Annotated in this window: 16 protein-coding genes; 12 read left to right on the top strand and 4 right to left on the bottom strand. The window is 60.0% G+C overall.

The window, feature by feature from the left end; genetic code table 11:
• Positions 1–14: 14 nt before the first annotated feature.
• Positions 15–686 (bottom strand): SAM-dependent methyltransferase, encoded by a 672-nt coding sequence (locus tag X744_RS143770; RefSeq protein WP_084025676.1) that lies wholly within the window; start codon positions 684–686, stop codon positions 15–17.
• 83 nt (positions 687–769) lie between these two features.
• On the opposite strand from X744_RS143770, the gene X744_RS1000000174075 reads away from it, so the two are divergent.
• The 4 genes from X744_RS1000000174075 to X744_RS143785 all read left to right on the top strand — a co-directional run bounded on the left by X744_RS1000000174075 (position 770) and on the right by X744_RS143785 (position 5,339).
• Positions 770–1,033, top strand: coding sequence for a hypothetical protein (locus X744_RS1000000174075; protein WP_156938620.1), 264 nt, complete (start codon positions 770–772; stop codon positions 1,031–1,033).
• A 17-nt stretch (positions 1,034–1,050) separates the two neighbouring features.
• Positions 1,051–3,765, top strand: coding sequence for an ABC transporter ATP-binding protein (locus X744_RS143775; protein ID WP_023762178.1), 2,715 nt, complete (start codon positions 1,051–1,053; stop codon positions 3,763–3,765).
• A gap of 83 nt (positions 3,766–3,848) precedes the next feature.
• Positions 3,849–4,298: a cyclic nucleotide-binding domain-containing protein gene (locus X744_RS143780; RefSeq protein WP_023762177.1), complete on the top strand. Its 450-nt coding sequence runs from the start codon at positions 3,849–3,851 to the stop codon at positions 4,296–4,298.
• 186 nt (positions 4,299–4,484) lie between these two features.
• Complete coding sequence (locus X744_RS143785; protein WP_023762176.1) at positions 4,485–5,339, top strand: MBL fold metallo-hydrolase; 855 nt, start codon at positions 4,485–4,487, stop codon at positions 5,337–5,339.
• A gap of 1 nt (position 5,340) precedes the next feature.
• On the opposite strand, the gene X744_RS143790 is transcribed toward X744_RS143785, so the two are convergent.
• Positions 5,341–6,102: a polysaccharide deacetylase family protein gene (locus X744_RS143790; protein ID WP_023762175.1), complete on the bottom strand. Its 762-nt coding sequence runs from the start codon at positions 6,100–6,102 to the stop codon at positions 5,341–5,343.
• The gene (locus tag X744_RS143795; protein WP_023762174.1) at positions 6,099–7,187 is read right to left on the bottom strand and encodes a glycosyltransferase family 4 protein; all 1,089 of its coding nucleotides are present in this window, start codon (positions 7,185–7,187) and stop codon (positions 6,099–6,101) included. Before X744_RS143795 ends, X744_RS143790 begins: the two co-directional genes overlap by 4 nt.
• A gap of 92 nt (positions 7,188–7,279) precedes the next feature.
• On the opposite strand from X744_RS143795, the gene X744_RS143800 reads away from it, so the two are divergent.
• From X744_RS143800 to X744_RS143835, 8 genes are all read left to right on the top strand, one after another.
• On the top strand, positions 7,280–8,440 hold the full coding sequence (locus X744_RS143800) for a DUF3095 domain-containing protein (protein WP_031261064.1): 1,161 nt from the start codon (positions 7,280–7,282) through the stop codon (positions 8,438–8,440).
• A 115-nt stretch (positions 8,441–8,555) separates the two neighbouring features.
• On the top strand, positions 8,556–9,899 hold the full coding sequence (locus X744_RS143805) for a nucleotide sugar dehydrogenase (RefSeq protein WP_023762172.1): 1,344 nt from the start codon (positions 8,556–8,558) through the stop codon (positions 9,897–9,899).
• A gap of 261 nt (positions 9,900–10,160) precedes the next feature.
• On the top strand, positions 10,161–11,501 hold the full coding sequence (locus X744_RS143810) for an adenylate/guanylate cyclase domain-containing protein (protein WP_031261062.1): 1,341 nt from the start codon (positions 10,161–10,163) through the stop codon (positions 11,499–11,501).
• A gap of 160 nt (positions 11,502–11,661) precedes the next feature.
• Entirely contained in the window at positions 11,662–13,557 is a 1,896-nt protein-coding gene (locus X744_RS143815; protein WP_023762170.1) for an ABC transporter ATP-binding protein, read from the top strand.
• Entirely contained in the window at positions 13,554–15,452 is a 1,899-nt protein-coding gene (locus X744_RS143820; protein ID WP_023762169.1) for an ABC transporter substrate-binding protein, read from the top strand. Before X744_RS143815 ends, X744_RS143820 begins: the two co-directional genes overlap by 4 nt.
• Before the next feature lie 2 nt (positions 15,453–15,454).
• Entirely contained in the window at positions 15,455–16,453 is a 999-nt protein-coding gene (locus X744_RS143825; protein ID WP_031261060.1) for an ABC transporter permease, read from the top strand.
• On the top strand, positions 16,450–17,532 hold the full coding sequence (locus X744_RS143830; protein WP_023762167.1) for an ABC transporter permease: 1,083 nt from the start codon (positions 16,450–16,452) through the stop codon (positions 17,530–17,532). The genes X744_RS143825 and X744_RS143830 overlap by 4 nt, the downstream gene beginning before the upstream one ends.
• Before the next feature lie 174 nt (positions 17,533–17,706).
• On the top strand, positions 17,707–18,186 hold the full coding sequence (locus X744_RS143835) for a class I SAM-dependent methyltransferase (RefSeq protein WP_023762166.1): 480 nt from the start codon (positions 17,707–17,709) through the stop codon (positions 18,184–18,186).
• A 30-nt stretch (positions 18,187–18,216) separates the two neighbouring features.
• Here the strand turns inward: X744_RS143835 and X744_RS143840 are convergent, their stop codons facing one another.
• Positions 18,217–19,632 carry an adenylate/guanylate cyclase domain-containing protein gene (locus X744_RS143840; protein ID WP_023762165.1) on the bottom strand — a complete coding sequence of 472 codons (1,416 nt, stop codon included), beginning with the start codon at positions 19,630–19,632 and terminating at the stop codon, positions 18,217–18,219.
• Between the last annotated feature and the right edge of the window lie 93 nt (positions 19,633–19,725).

Below are 19,725 nucleotides of genomic sequence, written 5' to 3'. Positions count from 1 at the left end.
ATCCGCGTCTTGCATTAAACAGATCCAATCAGCATGAAGCGCGTATAATTTTTTGTCGGCAATTCGCCGGAGAACCGCACCTCCCGTAGCGCCGCCATTGCTTCGAAGGCTGCCAGCGAAGCCACGCAGTTGATGTGTGTCGGCTCGCTGAAATAGTCGTTCGATTGCAGCAGTACATTCGTGCCCCGCGGAAGCAGAGCAAGCCAGGCGCGCAGATCGGCTATGTGTTCGCAGCTCGTATTGACCGTCAGGTCCGGCCGCCCGGCCGCATAGTCGAGCGCGTACATATCTGCCGTCAGCGCCCGGAACCGGTCGCCGGCGTCCCGGTTGAGAGTCCCGGCGACCGGCGCGACTTCGGGATCGATGTCGATGCTGTCGATCGCCACGATGTCGAAGCGAGCGTCGTTGAAAAGCATTGCGGGCAATACGCCGTACCATCCACCCAGAACCCATATGCGCCCGAACTGGCCGCCGCAGCTTTCGAACAGCCTATCGAGCGCCCACATCTTGCAGGCGACCTGCTTGTGGTTGAAGGCGTTGGCGATATCGGCCTTCGGATGCTTGCTGATGACGCGCGCCAGTCCGGCAACGAGAGGGTCGTTGACATAGGCGGCAATTCCCCGCGTCAGGTCCAGGGCTTGTTCGTGCCAGTCCATGCCGGCATTGCGCGGTTGCGTGACATCCATCATATTCGTCTTGTATGTTGGGATTTCGGGCGACACAACGCAATCTTGCCTCCCGCAAGGCTGTTCGTTCCGCGGACGTGATCATGCTGCAAGCCGCTTCGCCATTGCCCGATGCCGGAGAGAGCCGGCTGCGTCTGTCCGGACCATCGGGGTTAATCCGCCAGTACCAGCCGCGCAGCTGCAGCCTCGTGCTCGCCTATTCGCCAAAACCCTACGGAAGCCGCGAACCGTCTGAGCGCAGGACAATCTCCCTGCACTGCAGCCCTGAGATTGTCGTTGGCAACGAAGAAATTGCCGATATCCCATTCGCCAGCAGGTGCGTCTCCATCCCGCATCCTTCCAAATGAAGGATCCACAGTCTCATATGGAACCCAGCCTAGCCCGCTATATCTGGACGCACACCAAGAAGCAGCAGCTCTGGATATTGATGATCGTCCTGCTTTCGATGATCCCGTATTTCATGTCCTTCGACCTGCCGAAGCTGATCGTCAACGGCCCGATCCAAGGCAAGGGTTTCGAGCAACCGGGCGCGACCCAGCCATTCATGAGGCTACACTATAACGTGCCGTTCATTGGAGAGGTCCAGTTCTTCTCCGGTTTTCAGCTCGACCGCAAGGAGACGCTGTTTGCCCTGAGCCTTGTGTTCCTCTTGCTGGTCGTCATCAACGGCCTGTTCAAACTGTACATCAACACCTACAAGGGCCGCCTCGGCGAACGTATGCTGCGGCGTATCCGCTTCGATCTGGTCGATCGTGTGCTGCGGTTTCCGCCGGTCTACTTCAAGCGGGTGAAATCCGCCGAAGTGGCGACCATGGTGAAGGACGAGGTGGAGCCGCTGGGCGGCTTCATCGGCGATGCCTTCCTGCAGCCGGTACTGCTCGGCGGCCAGGCGCTGACGTCCATGCTGTTCATCATGATCCAGAACGTCTGGCTCGGAATGATAGCGGTCGTGATCGTGGTGATCCAGATCGTGCTCATCCCGCGAATGCGGCGGCGGCTGATCGTGCTCGGGCGCCAACGGCAGTTGACGGCGCGCGCGCTTTCGGGCCGGGTTGGCGAAATCGTCGACGGCATCGGCGCGGTTCACGTCCACGACACATCAAACTACGAGCGCGCCGACATAGCTGCCCGGCTCGGGCTCATCTTCAAGATCCGCTTCGATCTTTACCAATGGAAATTCATGGTGAAGTTCCTCAACAATTTTCTCGCGCAGCTCACGCCCTTTCTGTTCTACATGATCGGCGGGTATCTGGTCATCCAGGGGCGACTGGACGTCGGCCAGCTCGTGGCCGTGATCGGCGCCTACAAGGACCTGCCCGGACCGATGAAGGAACTGATCGACTGGGATCAGGATCGGCAGGATGTCCAGGTCAAATATCAACAGGTGGTTGAACAGTTCACCGTCGAGAGTCTCATCGCGCCGAAAATCGGGGCATTGACGATCGACGATCCCGAACCGATGACCAACCCCCTGTCGGCGATCGGTCTGTCCATAGCAGACGATGGCGGTGCGATGCTCCTCAACCGTGTCTCCCTCCAGGTCAAGCCGGGTGAGACGGTGGCGCTGGTCAGTACCGCAACAGGTGGAGCGGAGGCGCTTGCAGAAGCTTTCGCGCGGCTGAACTGGCCGGACAGCGGAAGAGTCGCTTCGGGCGCAGACGACCTGCTTGAACTCCCCGAAGCAGTGACCGGCCGGCGCATGTCCTATGCCTCGTCGGATGTTTTCCTGTTCCAGGCAAGCCTTCGCGATAACCTGCTCTACGGGTTGAAGCATGCGCCGCTGACATCGGCGTCTTATGACGGTGTCGCGGCGGACCAGCATCGCTGGAACATCCACGAGGCGCGCCGGTCGGGCAATCCGGATTTTGATATCCACAGCGACTGGATCAACTATGCTTCCGCTGGCGCTACCGGCCCGCACGACCTCTTTGAAGCCGTGCGCCGGGTGCTCGACGCGGTTGTTCTGTCGCGCGATATTCTGGATCTTGGTTTGCGCTCTTCGGCCGACCTCGCGCGTCACACTGAGCTTGCCAGGCGGATCGTCGAACTGCGTGCGGCGCTGCGAACCCGGCTGGACCAGGAAGGGCTGAGCGGACTGGTGGTTCCTTTCGAACCGGGCGCCTACAACAAGGAAGCAACGATCGGCCAAAACCTGCTCTTCGGCGCTGCCGCCGGCCCCGAACTGGCCGACAGGGCTCTTGCCGCCAATCCCTATTTTGCTTCTGTGCTGAGACAAGCCGGCCTCGACCGAACGCTCTACGAAATGGGCATGGAAATCGCCCAACAGGCGATTGAGCTATTTGCCGACCTGCCACCCGATCACCAGTTCTTCCAGCAGCTCGCCTTCATGAGCGCCGACGAGATACCCGCGTACGAAACCTTGCTGCAACGGCTCAAGAATCGTCCCTACGAGGCGGTTTCGGAGAACGACCGTGCCATGATCGTCACCTTGAGTTTTGCCTACATCGAGCCTCGGCACCGCTTCGGCCTGCTGAGCGATGAGCTGATGAGCAAGATCGTCGCTGCCCGCAACCGGTTCTATGAAAACCTGCCGCCCGAACTGCAAACTGCGGTCGAACGGTATGACCCTGCCAGATACATTGCCGCGGCCACCGTCATGGATAATGTCCTGTTCGGGCGTGTGGGCAACAATCATCCCGACGCGCCGGACCGCATACGCTCCATCCTCTATGACATTCTTGACGAGCTGGGGCTTTATGCCGAACTTCTGGATGTTGGCCTGGACTTCAACGTCGGCTCCGGCGGCAGGCGGCTGACCGGTGGACAGCGACAGAAGCTCGATGTTGCCCGAGCCTTGCTCAAGCGTCCCGATTTTCTCATTCTCAACCGGCCACTATCGGCGCTCGACCAACGCATGCAGGATAGGGTGCTGCGAAACGTGCTCGAGGAAGCCAGACGCGACGGCCATTCGCCGGCAATTGTGTGGGTCGTTACGAATCCGTCAATGGCGATGATGTTCGATCGCGTTATCGTCTTCGACTCGGGTCAATTGGTGGAAGACGGAACACACGAGACACTTTTGGCAGAGAACGGTATCTTCAAGGAACTGGTGTCGTAGAGCGATGTCCCGAAGACGGAATTAATTCCATCTGGGCGCCCGTTGCTCTAGTCTGGCAAGCGCGAATTTTGAGGTTTGCGACAATGCTGCTCAAGGATGAAGTTGGAATGCTGCAACGCGTTCCCTTGTTTTCTGGCATCGAGTTGACAAAGCTCAAATTGCTTGCGTTCACATCCGATCGCGTGAGCTACAGCGCCGGCCAGGTCCTTTTCCGGCAGGGCGACGAGGGAGATGCCGCCTATGTCATCCTTTCGGGCAGGGCAGATATTCTGGTCGATTCCGACAGCGGACCGATAAAAGTTGCCGAAATGGTGCCAAATTCGATTGTTGGCGAGATCGCCATACTGTGCAACAGCTCCCGCACTGCCACCGTCAGAGCGGCAAGTCAGCTGGAAGCCTTAAGAATCAGCAAGGAACATTTCCTGAGGCTTATGAAGGAGTCGCCGGAAATGACCATTGAGATATTGCGGGTTCTTGCCGATCGCCTGAGCCACACCACTGCGGATCTGATCGACGCACGAAGCGCCAAATAGCGAATGACGTGCGGTCGATCCTCCCCGTCGTGATAGCACTGGCCTCTTGAGGTCACTGGAGGAAACCAGTCTCGCCTCTTGTTTGGACGCAAATTCGGACGGAAAACTGGTTCACACTGTTCCTGGAATTGCTCTAGCAGCAGTTGTTTGGCTACGATGAGCGACGGGAACCGCGAAGGGACTACCATGGACGACGACGTTTTCCTGGTCAGGTTTTGGGGTGTGCGCGGCAGCATTCCGGTATCGGGGCCAGAATTCTCTCGCTATGGCGGCAACACAAGCTGCATTGAGTTGCGATGTGGTAAGCATACGCTTCTGTTCGACGCGGGCTCTGGCCTGCGGCCTGCCGGCGGGGCGCTTCGGAAGTCGGGAGTGGCCGATTTCGACCTGCTTTTCACCCATTGCCACTACGATCACATCATCGGGCTGCCCTTCTTCGCGCCGATCTACGACCGGGGCGTCAAGGTTACGATTTGGTCCGGGCATCTTGCAGGACGCATGACGACCCGGCAGATGGTCGATGAGTTCATGCGGCCGCCGTGGTTTCCGGTGAAACTGGATGTCTGCAAGGCAAGCCTCGACTGCCGCGATTTCATGCCCGGAGACGTGCTTCGGCCGCGCGAAGGGGTGGTGGTCCGAACCGGCAGTCTTGTTCACCCAGGCGGCTGTATCGGCTATCGGGTCGAATGGGGCGGCCGCGTCGTGGCAGTGATCACAGACACTGAGCACGAGCCGGACAAACTCGATCGCACGGTGCTCGGCCTCATCGAAGATGCCGACCTCGTCATCTACGACTGCACCTACACCGAGGAGGAAATGGAACGACGCCGCGGTAACGGGCACTCGACATGGCAACAGGGCGTCAAACTCTGTGAGGCGGCCGGTGCGCGAGGGCTTGCGCTGTTTCACCACGATGCGACACGCACCGACGAGGAACTGGATGAGATCGAGAAACTGGCCAAAGACAGGTTTGCCGGCGCTTTTGCCGCGCGGGATGGCCAGACGCTCGAATTTCCAGTCTCATTGCACAAAAAGCGCTGAGCTATTTTCCTTTGCCGGCGCTGCGCCCGATCAATGTCCTGATTGGAAGCCATGCGCAGGGGTCAGTCTGTGCAGTGACTGTGAACAGCCGTTCGAGGAAAAGCCAGGCCGATTCATCATGTACGAGATGGTGGGTGAGCAGGCCGACCGGTTCGTCGTCGAATGCATGCTGCAAGTGCGCGATGATAGCCTGGACCAATAAGCCATGATCGCGGCAGCCGCGCGTGCCATGCCAATCCATGATGTCGACATTGCTGTTGATGACCGCCAGTGAGGCCGGTTTCGGCGGCCCATAGACCGACAATGCCGCAAATCCTATCGATCCTAGGTCGGATACCAGGCCGGCGTCGATCCTGTTCCAGGGGGGCACCAGCATCGGAATGGTGCGCGCGCCGTGCAGGCCGGTTACGTGCGACAGCCCGCCAGCCAGTTCATCGAGCACCGCCTCGCGTGGCCGATGGGCGCCGAGTTCCTGCTTTTTCTGACCCTCGGGCGCATGATTTCGATGCAGCCAGCCATGGATGGCGACCGTGGTTTGCGGCGCCTCGTCAAGCCGGGCGACAAGCTTCTCGTCGGTGAGGGCCGGAATGACGGCCAGAGTGACCGGAACCGCGAACTCGCCGGTGAGGTCGAGCAGCCGATCAAGCGAAGGTGTCGGATCCACGGCATCATCGTCGCGCAGCCAGAACTCTGCCTTACGACCCGCCCGCTGCCGGCCCGCCAGTTCTTCCACCAAGGGCTGCCAGATCCGATCGGATGTCATGAAACGGAGACCTTCGGAAGAAGTTCGGCCAGACGCGCCGCTGCAACGCCGAGGGAACGTTCTTCGAGGATGAAACGTCTGGCTTCTGCGGCCATGATGGTTCTTTCGTCGTTACGGGCCAGAAGCCTTTCAATGGCAGAAGCGAACGCCGCCACATCGCTCGGCGGGGTGAGAAACCCGGTCTGGCCATCTCGCACGACTTCCGGCACGCCGGCGATGTCCTGAGCCACCACCGGAAGCCCGGCGGCCTGTGCTTCAAGATAGGCAACGCCATAGGCCTCGCCGAAACCCGGCCAGACGTAAATTCCTCCACCATAGAGGACATCCGGCACGGCGGCTGGCTCAATCGCGCCAAGCCATTCGATACGGTCGGCGGGCAAGCCGGCGAATTGCGCCTTGACCTCGTCACGGGCGGGCCCGTCGCCGACGACCGACATGGTCCAGGGCAGGTGGCCGATCACGCCGAGCGCTTGCGCCAGCATGCGATAGCTTTCGACTTTGTCGCCCGGGCGCATCATGGCAACGGTGACGAGGCGCGTCGGACAACCTCGTCCCGGCATTTCCCGGAATACCGATGTGTCGATGAAGGGCGACAGCATATCAAGAGCGACGTCGGGTATCGCATCTGCCAGTCCCTGACGATCCCTTTGCGTGAAGCAGATGTTCAGCGCCGCCTGCTCGACGGCTCGCACCACCAACGCTTGCGTATCGGCCCACAAACCGGCATTGCGCCGCCTCGAATAGGAAGCTTCCGCTGTCACATATGGGATAGCAAAGGTCGACGCCAGCTCGGGCCCGATCAGGTCGGGCGCTTTATAATAGGGATGATAGCAGAACCATAGATCGGGCTTGCCGTCACGATCCCAAAGCCTGGTCAGCCGCGCGGCTTCCCCTCGGGCCTCTATCTTGAGCGCATCGAAACTTTTCGGCTCCGGTTCGCGTAGATAGAAGCGCAATTCGGATGCCAGTTCGACGCTGTGGCCTCCATGCTCCAGCGCCTTGACCAGCATCCGTGCCATCTGGCGGTCGCCGGAGGCGACGGGATGATTGGGCGACTTCAGCGGCGCGTAGAAGGCAATTCGCATCGCGCGACCCTATCATCGGAAAGCATGCGCAAGTCAATTTCGAAGCATGATCGACTTCACCTTCAAGCAGTGGAATGTGCTATCTGATGCTCATGGAAACAGCTGCCGCGTCCGACCCGTTTGTCGCTTCTCTGCCGGTCTTCGCAAAGTTCGAAAGCGTTGCCGATATCGACAACTATCGGCCTCTCCCCGATGGCTGGGCGCTGGCCACCGCCGACATTGTCGGCTCGACCAAGGCGATCGAGGCTGGACGCTACAAAACAGTCAATATGGCCGGCGCCAGCGTCATTTCGGCGCTGCTCAATGCGCTGGGTCGGCAAGATCTGCCCTTTGTCTTCGGCGGCGACGGCGCGCTCGTCGCGTTTCCCGGCTCGGCGCTGGAGATCACCCGCAACGCGCTGGCGGCTGTCCAAAGATGGGTGGCGGACGAACTGGACCTGACCTTGCGAGCCGCAATCGTGCCGATAAAGGATATTCGAGCCCAAGGCCTCGACGTTCGGGTGGCAAGGTTCCAAGCCTCCGATGCGGTCTTCTATGCCATGTTCGCCGGCGGTGGCGGCAGTTGGGCGGAAGCCGAGATGAAAGCGGGGCGCTACCGTGTCGATCCTGCGCCAGCCGGCGCGCGACCGGATCTGACCGGCCTCTCCTGCCGCTGGAACCCGATCGAGACCCGGCATGGCGAAATCGTCTCGATCATAGCCATACCGGGGGCGTCGCGCGACTTGCGCGGTTTTCAGTATCTGGCATCCGACATCATCGCCCTTGCCCGCAGGCAGGAACGCGATGGCCACCCGGTGCCGGTGAACGGACCGGACTACAGTTTGCTGCCCGCCGGCCTGGATATCGAGGCGCGAGCCACGGCGCCGGCGGGACGGCGGTGGTTGTCGAAGGTGTGGATAGTGTTCCTGATGACGCTTACGGCCGTCACCGATAGATATGGCTGGACGATCGGCAGTTTCGATCCGAAAATCTACAAACGCGACGTGGCCAGCAATTCGGATTTCCGGAAATTCGATGACGGCTTGAAGATGACCATCGACGTTGACGCTGATGTGTTGCAACGGATCGAGAACCGGCTGAAACAGGCGGAAGAGGCGGGCATCTGCAACTATGGCCTACACCGCCAGAAATCGGCCTTGATGACATGCCTCGTCGCCTCGCCTCTGCAGCGCGATCACGTTCATTTCATAGATGGTGCCGCCGGCGGCTATGCGATGGCTGCCGCAAGCTTGAAGGCAAAGTTGCCGGTCTGATGACGGCTTGCGGGAATCCTTTTTCCGCAATATGCCTCGGCCATGGTTCCTGGGACCATGGTAAGCCGCGCCATGGGAACGGCCAGCCTATCCGAATTAACGGGGAAGCAGATTTTTGGACGCTTCACGATCGGCATATGACCGTCTGCTGAACCGTATCTCGACGCACGCCGCGCAAGTCGGCGTGATCGGATTGGGCTATGTCGGGTTGCCGCTGGCAATTGCGGTCGCACGCGCCGGCTTCCCGGTTTTCGGCTTCGACATCGAAGCCCAGAAAGTCGAGAGCCTGAACAGCGGCCAATCCTACATCGAGGCGGTGACGTCGACAGCCCTTGCAGGCCACGTGGCGAGTGGACGGTTCCGCGCCACCGCGGATTTTGCCGAACTGTCCGTCTGCGATATCATCATCATCTGCGTTCCGACACCGCTGACGAAAAACCGTGAGCCGGACCTCTCCTTTGTCAGGAACACCACTGGCACCATCGCAAAGTATCTGCGTCTCGGCCACCTCATCGTGCTGGAATCTACTACCTATCCCGGCACCACCGACGACGTGATCAAGCCCATGCTGGAAGAAACCGGCTTGCAGTCGAGGATAGACTTCTTCCTCGGCTTCTCGCCCGAACGCGAGGATCCCGGCAACCGCAGCTTTGAAGTCGCGACGATCCCGAAGGTCGTGGCAGGTGACGGCGTTGAAGCGGCGACGCTCGTGCAGGCTTTCTACCAAGGCGTGGTCAAAACCGTCGTTCCGGTTTCCACCACGGCGACCGCCGAGGCAGTCAAGCTGACGGAAAACATCTTCCGTTCGGTCAACATAGCCCTCGTCAACGAATTGAAGGTCGTGCTCGGCGCGATGGGCATCGACATCTGGGAGGTGATCGAGGCGGCCAAGAGCAAGCCCTTCGGCTACATGCCTTTCTATCCTGGCCCCGGATTGGGCGGGCACTGCGTTCCGATCGATCCCTTCTACCTGACGTGGAAGGCGCGCGAATACGAACTGCCGACCCGCTTCATCGAGCTGGCGGCAGAGATCAACACTGCCATGCCGCGTCATGTGGTCGATGAACTGGCGAAAGCGCTGGACCGGCGCTGCGGCAAGGCGCTCAGCCGCTCGCGCATTCTCATCATCGGGCTCGCCTATAAGAAGAATGTGCCCGACATACGCGAAAGCCCCTCATTGCGGCTCATTGAACTCATCGAGGAATGGGGCGGCAAGGCGGAATTCCACGATCCGCATGTTCCCGAGATCCCGACCACAAGGGAGCATATGGCGATCAAGGGGCGCCGCTCGGTCGAATTGACCGAGGCGGCCTTGAAGGATTTCGATGCTGTCGTCGTTGCAACCGACCATGACGCGATCGACTATCAGACAATCGCTGATCACGCCCTTCTGATCGTCGACACACGCAATGTTTTTGGCCGTCTCGGGCTCGTCCGAGAGACGGTGGTGAAGGCCTGACTGCGCCCCAGCCGGCGAATTTTCTGGGCGATGTCAGGATCGTGATTGCACTCCGCCCGCAGCTTCGCCACATAACGCCACAAGACATGAATGCAGTTAAGCCTGTTCCTTGGTTGCAAGGACGGTCATTCGGGAAATTCTTTCGCCGTTCTGCCGCCGAAGCCGGCCTCGTTGACTTTGGGGTATCTTTGGGTCGCTGGCGGACTGTGTTATGGCGGATCGAAGGATAATGGCTCCGTCTTCGACGGGTTTCGAGGTGGTATGAGTACGGCGCAAGCAGAAATTTCCACAATTCTCATGGATAAGGTTGCCGATTGGCTGACTCAGTCGGCGCTGGCGGGCAACGAGCTGGAAACATTGGTAAAGGGGTTTTGCGAACGGCTGGCTGCTGCCGGCCTGCCGCTGAAGCGGGTGCATTTGAGCTTTTCGATGCTTCATCCGCTCTATGACGCGCTTGGCTTCACCTGGGTTCGCGGCCAAGGCATGGAAGTGGAAGGCTTCCGCAAAAAGGACGGTGTCCATTCTGACAGATTCCTGACCAGCCCATACTACCATCTGCTCAGCAACAAGCTCGACCATCTGCGGCGTCGGCTCGACCCGTCGGTCCCGTCGGAATTTCCTGTTTTCGATGAACTCAGGCTTATGGGCGTGACCGATTACATTGCTTTCGTCCATCCTTTTAACGGCAATACCAGTCAGGGCATGATCGGGTCCTGGTCTACCGACAGTGCTTCAGGTTTCACCGACAGCATGATTTCGGCGCTGCTGCGTATCCAAAACCATCTCGCCATCGCAACCAAAATGGCGGTGCTCACCAAGCTGGCCGACAACATGATGACCACTTATCTAGGCGGCGACGCCGGCAGACGCGTGCTGGACGGCCAGATCAAGCGCGGCGAGGGCGACACAATCCGAGCCGCGCTGGTCATGGCCGATATGCGCGGGTCGACAAGGCTTGCCGAAACTTCCGGCCGCGAAATCTACATCGATACTCTGAACCAGTTTTTCGATGCCATTGCTGCACCTTTCAATCGCAAAGGCGGGCAGATCATGAGTTTCATAGGGGATGGCTTCATTGCCGTCTACCCTTGCGAAAGGCATCGCTCGCAGTCCGAGATCGCCTGCCAGTCTGCTCTGGCGGCAGCGCACAAAGCCACTGCGCGCATGATCGATCTCAATCTGCGAAGGAAGGAACAGGGGTTGGCCGACATAAAATTTGGCATCGGCCTGCATGTCGGCAACGTGATGTTCGGCAATGTCGGGCTTACCGACCGGCTCACATTCTCTGTCTTCGGCTCGGCAGTAAACGAGGTCCAGCGCCTCCAGACCCTGACCAAGAAATATCCGCACTGCGTTCTCGCCAGCAAGGACTTCGCCGGCTATTGCGGCGCTAACAGCTGGCTAACGCTCGGCAACGAGGAACTGGCGGGGGTCAAGCAGAAGCTGACGGTGCTTTCACCCGATCTGTCGGGCGCTCTCGCACTCGATGAAGACCGTGCGCTGGAGCCGACTTACGACCGGAGATCGGAGGCCGAGCAGGTCATGCTGCTTCATCGCGATGCCGCTCGGCTGTCGGCGGGCGACCCGAGGAAGCTCCAGTAGCTCGCCCCAATCTGATCCGAACACCTTTGGTAACCGGTCCGGTCGCCGGATTCGCCACTGGCGACCGCTTCGAATCCAAGTTGCTCTAGGCTGGTAATGCGCTAGTCTCGCTTTCTGGGCCTGCCGCTCGGCAGGCCGCCAGGGTGGGGCTGGTGTGAGAATGAATTCGGGTGTTGATCTACTGCGGGTCGAAGATGTTGGCATCTCTTTTGCCATTGTCGGGGGACCGTTGCATGCCGTCAGGCGTGCAAATCTTCGCGTCCTGCCCGGCAAGGTTACCGCGCTTGTGGGCGAGTCCGGTTCCGGAAAATCGGTTCTTAGCCAGGCAGTGATGGGCATTTTGCCGAACACAGCCCATGTTCGTGGCCGTATCCTATTTTCCGATCCTGAAAAGCCTGGCACGACGCAGGATATCCTGCAGATGCCGCGTGATGGACCCGAAATCCGGGCGTTGAGAGGCAGCCGCATCGGCAAGATTTTTCAGGAGCCGATGATATCGCTGTCGCCGCTGCACACGATCGGCAACCAGGTTAGCGAATCCCTGCAGATTCATACGCCCCTGCCTCGGGCAGAGCGCAAGGCGCGGACCGAGGAAATGCTCAGCCTTGTCGGCTTTCCTAATCCCAAGCGCGCCTATGACATGTATCCGTTTGAACTTTCGGGAGGACTGCGTCAGCGCGCCATGATCGCCATGGCGCTTATCTGCCGGCCCGCCCTGTTGATCGCCGACGAGCCGACGACGGCGTTGGACGTCACCATCCAGGCGCAAATCCTGCAATTGCTGCGCGGGCTTCAGAGCAAGCTGAACATGGCGATGCTGCTGATCACGCACGACCTCGGCGTGGTCGCCAATGTCGCCGACGAGGTTGTGGTTATCTACCATGGCGAGATCATGGAAGCGGGACCTGTCGAGGCGATATTCCGCCGGCCAGGTCACCCTTACCTGAGGGGCCTGATGGCAGCCGTTCCGCATTTCGACCTGAAGCCTGGTGAAAGGCTAAAGGCGCTCCGCGAGGTGCCTGTGAATGTCGGGAACCTGCTCGGCAAACAGACGGCGCCGGCATCGAAGGGGCCGGACGACATCCTGCTATCGGTCAGGGATCTGGAAAAGACCTTCACCATCCGCAAGTCCGGATGGTTCGGCGGCGATCATCAAACCTCTGTTCGCGCCGTAGATGGCGTGAGCTTCGATATCAGGCGGGGTGAGTGCCTGGGTCTGGTCGGCGAAAGCGGCTCCGGCAAAACCACCGTCAGCAAGATCCTCATGCGGGCTGTCACCCCTAGCGGCGGCTCTGTGATCTTCAACGGCCGCGATGGACCGATCGACGTCTTGGAAGGCAAGGGAGACGCCCTGCGCCTGCTGCGAGCGAAAATCCAAATGGTCTTCCAGGATCCGGTTTCGTCGCTTTCACCTCGCATGACGGTGGAGAACATCTTGAGCGAGCCGTTGGAAATCCATCAACGGGGCAATGCCGCATCCCGACTAGCCACGGTCAAGAGCCTTATGCAGGCAATCGGGCTCGATCCGCGCTTCATCAAGCGTTATCCGCACAGTTTCTCCGGCGGGCAGCGTCAGCGTATCGGCATCGCGCGCGCGTTGGCGCTGGGGCCTGAACTCCTGATCTGCGACGAGCCGGTTTCGGCGCTCGATGTCTCTGTCCAGGCGCAGATCCTGAACCTCTTGAAGGACCTGCAGAAGGAACTGGGCCTGACCTACCTATTCATATCCCACAACCTGGCGGTGGTGGACTACATGGCAGACCGCATCGCAGTGATGTGCGGCGGGCGTATAGTCGAGCTTGCCCCGCGCGAAATTCTGCTTAGGAAACCGGTCCACCCCTACACGCGCTCACTGGTCGCCGCGGTGCCTTTTCCCGATCTCGACAGACCGATGGATTTCAAGACGTTGAAGCTCAGCGGCGCCTCCGACACCAGCGCATGGGGACCGCAATTCCGCGACGAGGGCGACGAGGGTATGCTGTCGCCGCTCGATCTTGGCGGCGGCCACCTCGTGCTGGCCCGACGTTCGGCCGATGTCAGCGAGCTACGCCCTTGATCAGCCGGCGCACCGTCCTTGGGCTCATGACTTCGGCATTTCTGCCGGGCACGTTGCACGCAGGCGACCTGGAGCCGGAATTTTTTCTGCCGCAGCTGAAGGCCAGGGCGCTGCCGGGACTCACTGAGCGCCTGCCCAAGAGCCCGCGCGTGTTGAATCTCGCTGCGATGGGCCGGCAGCCCGGCCAGTATGGCGGCACGCTGCGCACGATCATCGGCAGCCAGAAAGACATCCGGATGATGACGATCTATGGGTATGCTCGCCTGGTCGGCTATGACGAAAAGCTTAACATGCAACCCGACATTCTCGAAAGTTTCGACGTAGTCCATGATCGCGTCTTCACTTTCAAGATGCGGGAAGGACATAAATGGTCTGACGGCAGCCTGTTGACGCCGGAGGACTTTCGCTATTGCTGGGAAGATGTCTGGCTGAACGATGAGCTTTCGCAAGGCGGCCTTGCCCCGGGCCTGCTGGCGGATGGCAAGCCGCCACGTTTCGAGATCGTCGACCCGTTGACGGTCCGCTACAGTTGGGAGGCGCCAAATCCCGACTTCCTGCCCAAGCTCGCTGCCGCCTCGCCGCTATCGCTTGTCCTGCCGGCCGCCTATCTCAAGCAGTTCCACAAGAAATACCAGGATCCATTCCGGCTCGCCGGCCTCATGACGGAGAACCGGGTCCAGAAATGGACGCTCCTGCATATCCGCATGTCGCGGCAGTATCGCCCGGAGAACCCGGAACTGCCGACGCTCGATCCCTGGCAGAACCGGACCAAACCGCCGGCTGAGCAGTTCATCTTCGAGCGAAACCCGTTCTTCCATCGGACAGACGAGAATGGCCGGCAACTGCCCTATGTTGACCGGATTGTCTTGAACGTCAGCTCGTCGGCCATCATTTCCGCCAAGACCGGTGCGGGCGAGAGCGACCTGCAAGCCATGGGAATTGACTTCGCCGATTACTCCTTCCTGAAGGATACGGAGAAGCGCTATCCGGTGAAGATGCATCTCTGGAAACGCACTCAGGGTTCGCGGCTGGCGCTGCTGCCCAATCTGAATTGTGCCGATCAGGTGTGGCGTGGCCTTTTTCGTGACGTGCGCGTGCGCCGCGCACTGTCGCTCGCTGTGGACAGGCGCGAGATCAATCTGGCCGTGTTCTACGGATTGGCACAGGAAAGTGCAGATACGGTCCTGCCGGAGAGCCCGCTCTACCGGCCGGAATTCGCGAAGGCCTGGGTCGCCCATGATCCCGACCAGGCCAACGCCCTGCTCGACGAGGTCGGGCTTCAGGCGCGCGACGCTGATGGCCTGCGGATACTTCCCGATGGACGCCCGGCGCAGATCATAGTGGAAACGGCCGGCGAAAGCACGTTGGAAACCGACGCGCTCGAACTCATCACCGATCACTGGCGCCAGATTGGCATCGCCCTGTTCGTACGGACTTCTCAGCGCGACATCTTCCGCAGCCGCGCGCTTGGCGGCCAGATCATGATGTCGATATGGTCGGGCATCGACAATGGCGTGCCGACCCCCGACATGAACCCGTACCAGTTGGCCCCCACCATCGACGACCAGCTGCAATGGCCGCTTTGGGGTGCTTACTATCTGTCCCATGGCAAGATGGGTGAGGCGCCCGATCTTCCTGAAGTGGTCGAGTTGGTGGCTTTACTCAAACGCTGGAACGCATCGACCGATGCCGCGGAGCGCGCCGAAATCTGGAATTCAATGCTATCGATCTACACCGATCAGGTGTTTTCGATCGGCACGGTGAACGGAACACATCAGCCGGTTCTGGCGTCCTCACGACTGCGCAATCTGCCTGACAAGGCGCTCTACGGCTATGACCCGACCGCCTATTTCGGTGTCTACATGCCGGATACATTCTGGCTTGGAGAGTCCTGAGCGTGTTTCGATATATTGTCTGGCGCATCGCTGTGATGGTTCCAACGCTGCTGATCATATCGGCGCTGGTGTTCACGATCATCGAACTTCCCCCAGGCGACTATTTCGACAGCTATGTCTCCGAGCTTCGGGCTCAGGGCGAAGCGGTGGATTCCGATCGCATCCAAATGATGCGGAAGGAATATGGTTTCGACCAGCCGCCGGTCATTCGCTACTTCTACTGGGTCGGCGGGATGCTGCACGGCGATTTCGGCTATTCCTTCGAGTATGAGTTGCCGGTTCGCGACGTCGTCGGGGACCGAATGTGGCTGACCGTGCTGGTTTCCTTCGTCACGATCATATTCACCTGGCTCATCGCCTTTCCGATCGGCATGTACTCCGCCACGCATCAATACAGTTGGGGCGACTATGGCCTTACTCTCTTCGGCCTTCTCGGCCTTGCCATTCCGAATTTCATGCTGGCGCTGATCCTGATGTATTTCGCCAATATCTGGTTCGGCACCTCCATCGGCCACCTCATGGACCCGCAATATCTCAGTGAGCCGATGAGCTGGGACAAGGCAAAGTCGATCCTCGCCCATCTCTGGATCCCAGTCTTGATCATCGGCACTGGCGGCACGGCAAGCATGATCCGGCGGCTGCGCGCCAATCTGCTCGATGAGCTTCACAAGCAATATGTCGTGACCGCGCGCGCCAAAGGCCTTCATCCCTTCAGGGCGCTCGTCAAATATCCGCTGCGCATGGCGCTCAATTTCTTCATTTCCGACATCGGCTCTATCCTGCCGGCCATCATCTCCGGTGCCGAAATCACCGCGATAGTGCTGTCTTTGGAAACGACCGGGCCGATGCTGATCAGAGCGCTGCAAAGCCAGGATATGTATCTGGCAGGGTCGTTCCTGATGTTCCTCGCCTTCCTGACGGTCATCGGTGTCCTGATTTCCGACTTGGCGCTTGCGCTCCTTGATCCGCGAATTCGTTTGCAGGGCGGCAGCACAAAATGAACACGCAATCGCCGCTGCCCGCTCCGGGTGCCCCACTGCAACACTACGTTTCCATCGCGCCCTTTGATCTGCAATCGGTCGAGGCGATGACGGCGGAGCAGTCGAAGGTCTTTCAGGCGTCGCAGTTGCGCCTGATGTGGTGGAAATTCCGACGGCACCGGCTTGCGCTTGTATCCGGCATATTCCTGGCAGCGCTCTATTTCGGGATACTGATCTGCGAGTTCCTGGCGCCCTACAATCTGCACACGCGCAACATGGACTACATCTATTCGCCGCCGCAGCGGGTGCACCTGTTCCACAACGGCCAACTCGTCGGGCCGTTCGTCTATGGCCGCCAGATGACGCTGGACATGGATACGCTCAAGCGGAACTACATCGAGAAACCGGATGATGTTCAGCGGATCCGTTTCTTCTGCAAGGGCGACAGTTACCGGTTCTGGGGCCTGATCGAAGGTGACAGGCATTTTGTCTGCCCTGCTGAAAACGGCCAGCTCTTTCTGGCCGGCACTGACAGGCTGGGGCGCGATGTGCTCTCGCGCATCATCTATGGCGCACGTATNGTTCAACGGATAATCGAAGTTCTGCAATCGATCCCCAGTATTCCGCTATGGCTGGCCCTGGCGGCGATCATGCCGATAACCTGGAGTCCGATCCTGATCTACTTCGGCATCACCGTCATCCTCGGGCTGCTCCACTGGACCGGACTGGCGCGGGCCGTGCGTTCAAAGCTTCTGGCCTTGCGCGAGGAGGATTACGTCCTGGCAGCGCAATTGATGGGCGCCAACAGCAGCCGCATTATCCGGCGGCACCTCATTCCCGGCTTCATGTCGCATCTGATCGCGACGGCGACGATCTCCATACCCGGCATGATCCTGGGCGAGACGGCGCTGAGCTTCCTCGGGCTCGGCCTGCGGCCGCCGACAACCAGCTGGGGCATCCTGCTAACCGAGGCGCGCAGCGTTAGCGTCATCGCGTTCTATCCATGGCTGCTTTTGCCGATGCTCCCCGTCATTCTCGTCATCTTGGCGTTCAACTTCCTCGGCGACGGCTTGCGGGACGCCGCAGACCCATACAAATGACATCGCTATTCCGCCGCGCGCCGGGCCGCCAAGTCGACCCGTTACGATCCTCGTCGGCAGCCTGTTCGGTTGTTGCAGTGTTCATCGTTGGCCTCTATATGCGACGAGGCTCGATCGGGGTTTAATCGCGGGCATTGCCGATCTCTTGAGCTGGTTCAGGACACGCAAACGCATATGAGTCGCCTCGAGAGTTTCATCCGCAGGATGACCGCACAGCGCGACATTCTCGATCAAGTCTGCGCGGAGGTGGCGAAGATCGAGGGCCCCGTGATCGAGCTCGGCCTCGGCAATGGACGGACGTTCCACCATCTGCGCGAGCGCCTGCCCGGGCGCCGGATCGTGGCATTCGACCGCGCACTCGCCGCCCACTCCAGCTCAATTCCCGAAGCTGAGAACCTCGTGCTCGGCGAAATACGCGAGACGGCGAGCAGGTTCATTGGCATCGACGCCGCTCTGGTTCATGCCGACCTTGGCACCGGCTATGAAGATCGCGATGCAGTGACTTCTACCTGGCTTCCCGATCTGACCGCCCGCCTGCTTCGCGTCGGCGGCATCGCGGTCAGTGGCACGCCGCTCGATCACCCACAGTTGCAACGCCTCCCGCCGCCCCCTTCGGTACCCGCCGATCGCTATTTTATCGCTAGACGCGTGTGAAGGGCGGAGACGGACCCAGGGGCCCAATCTTCAGGGGATCGTATATACTGCTATCTCTCGCTCGATGCCGCGCAGCGAGACTTCGTGAGGCACGGGCGTCAGCGCGTTCCTGCGCAACAGATCGGCGGTGAGATTGTCGTCGACCACCGCACGGGTGGCGAAGATCGCCTGTGCGTTGGCAAGGTTCTGGACCCGCGAAGCAATGTTGACCGTCTGGCCGAAATAGTCCTGTCGCTCGTTCATGGACACGGCGATGCAGGGGCCGGCATGGATGCCGATCTTGAGCAGCAGATCCTCGCGCCCGCTCTGGTCGTTGAGTGCACGCATGGCATCGCGCATCCTGAGGGCAGCGGCAATCGCACGATCAGGCGTCGCGAAGGTCGCCATCACTGCATCACCGATCGTCTTCACCACCGCGCCTGCCTCCGCGGCGACGATCTCGTGCAGAACCTGGAAATGCGCGCGCACGAGATCGAAGGCGGAAAGGTCGCCCACCCGCTCGTAAAGCGCGGTCGATCCGCGCAGGTCGGTGAACAGGAAGGTCAGGCTGGTGATCTTCAGGCGCTGGTTGATGTCGAGCGTATCCGTGCGATAGAGATCGCGAAACGTCTGGTTGGTGAGCAGGCGCTTGGCGGTGAGGAAGGGCCGGCGTTTGCCCAGCAAATCATGCAATGCCTGGCCAGCGATGAAGACCGTCGGCAGCACGCGGGTGTCGGTCCTGTTTTCCAGCGAAATGCGCAACGGGCCGGGCTGCATCTCCAGCGTCTGGTTTTGGACATGGTCGCGGTCGAAGACCAAAGAGAGGCTTCGGCGCTCCTTTGTCGGTTCGCCCTTCACGTCGATGAACTGCGCTGAATGGGTGACCGGCTCGAAGACGATGATGAATTCGGACGGAAGCTGTATGGGCAGAACCGCCTTTTCACCGGGCGCAAGTTCTATATCCTCCAGCGAGAACGCTTCGATCGTCTTCGCGAAATCTTCTTCCGGCAGATCAACGCCGGACGCCCAGTAGATCTGGCTGAAATATTCCACCATCGGCAGTTCGTGTGGATTGTGGGCGGCAATCCTGCGCACGCGGGGACTCACGGTGAATGTCACCTCGACCATCTCGTCGAGGGTCGGCGAATAGCCCTCGGAGCACAGCGCGCAGGTGTATTCGTCCTTCTGCAGGGTTTTCAGCGTGGCGTTGGTGTCGAGCACGCCGCCACAGCCGGGGCACAGAACATTCCAGGAAATGTCGAAGATGCCCACCCGCGCCGCGTGGAGAAAGGCGCCTATGGTCCGCTCCTCGTCGAGGCCATGCTTGCTGGCGAAGGCTGGCGCATTGATGCGGCAAAGTTCGCGGTCCTTGCCCTCCGAGATGGTCCGCTTGATCGCGTCGATTGCCAGTGGATCGACATCGGTCGATTGCCGCAGAAGCGAGAACAGATCCTGAGCTTCGTTCATCGTGCAGGCTCCGGAAAATGCGCCCTCGGGGCGTGTTGACCGGACCGGTCTTTGGTCCAAGTGCTCAATCTTACTTCGAAACGGACCGTACGG

Origin of the sequence: Mesorhizobium sp. LNHC252B00 (assembly GCF_000502955.1) — a bacterium.
Lineage (GTDB): Bacteria > Pseudomonadota > Alphaproteobacteria > Rhizobiales > Rhizobiaceae > Mesorhizobium.
Note: the sequence above shows the minus strand (reverse complement) of the source record. Positions and strands in the feature narration are given on the sequence as shown.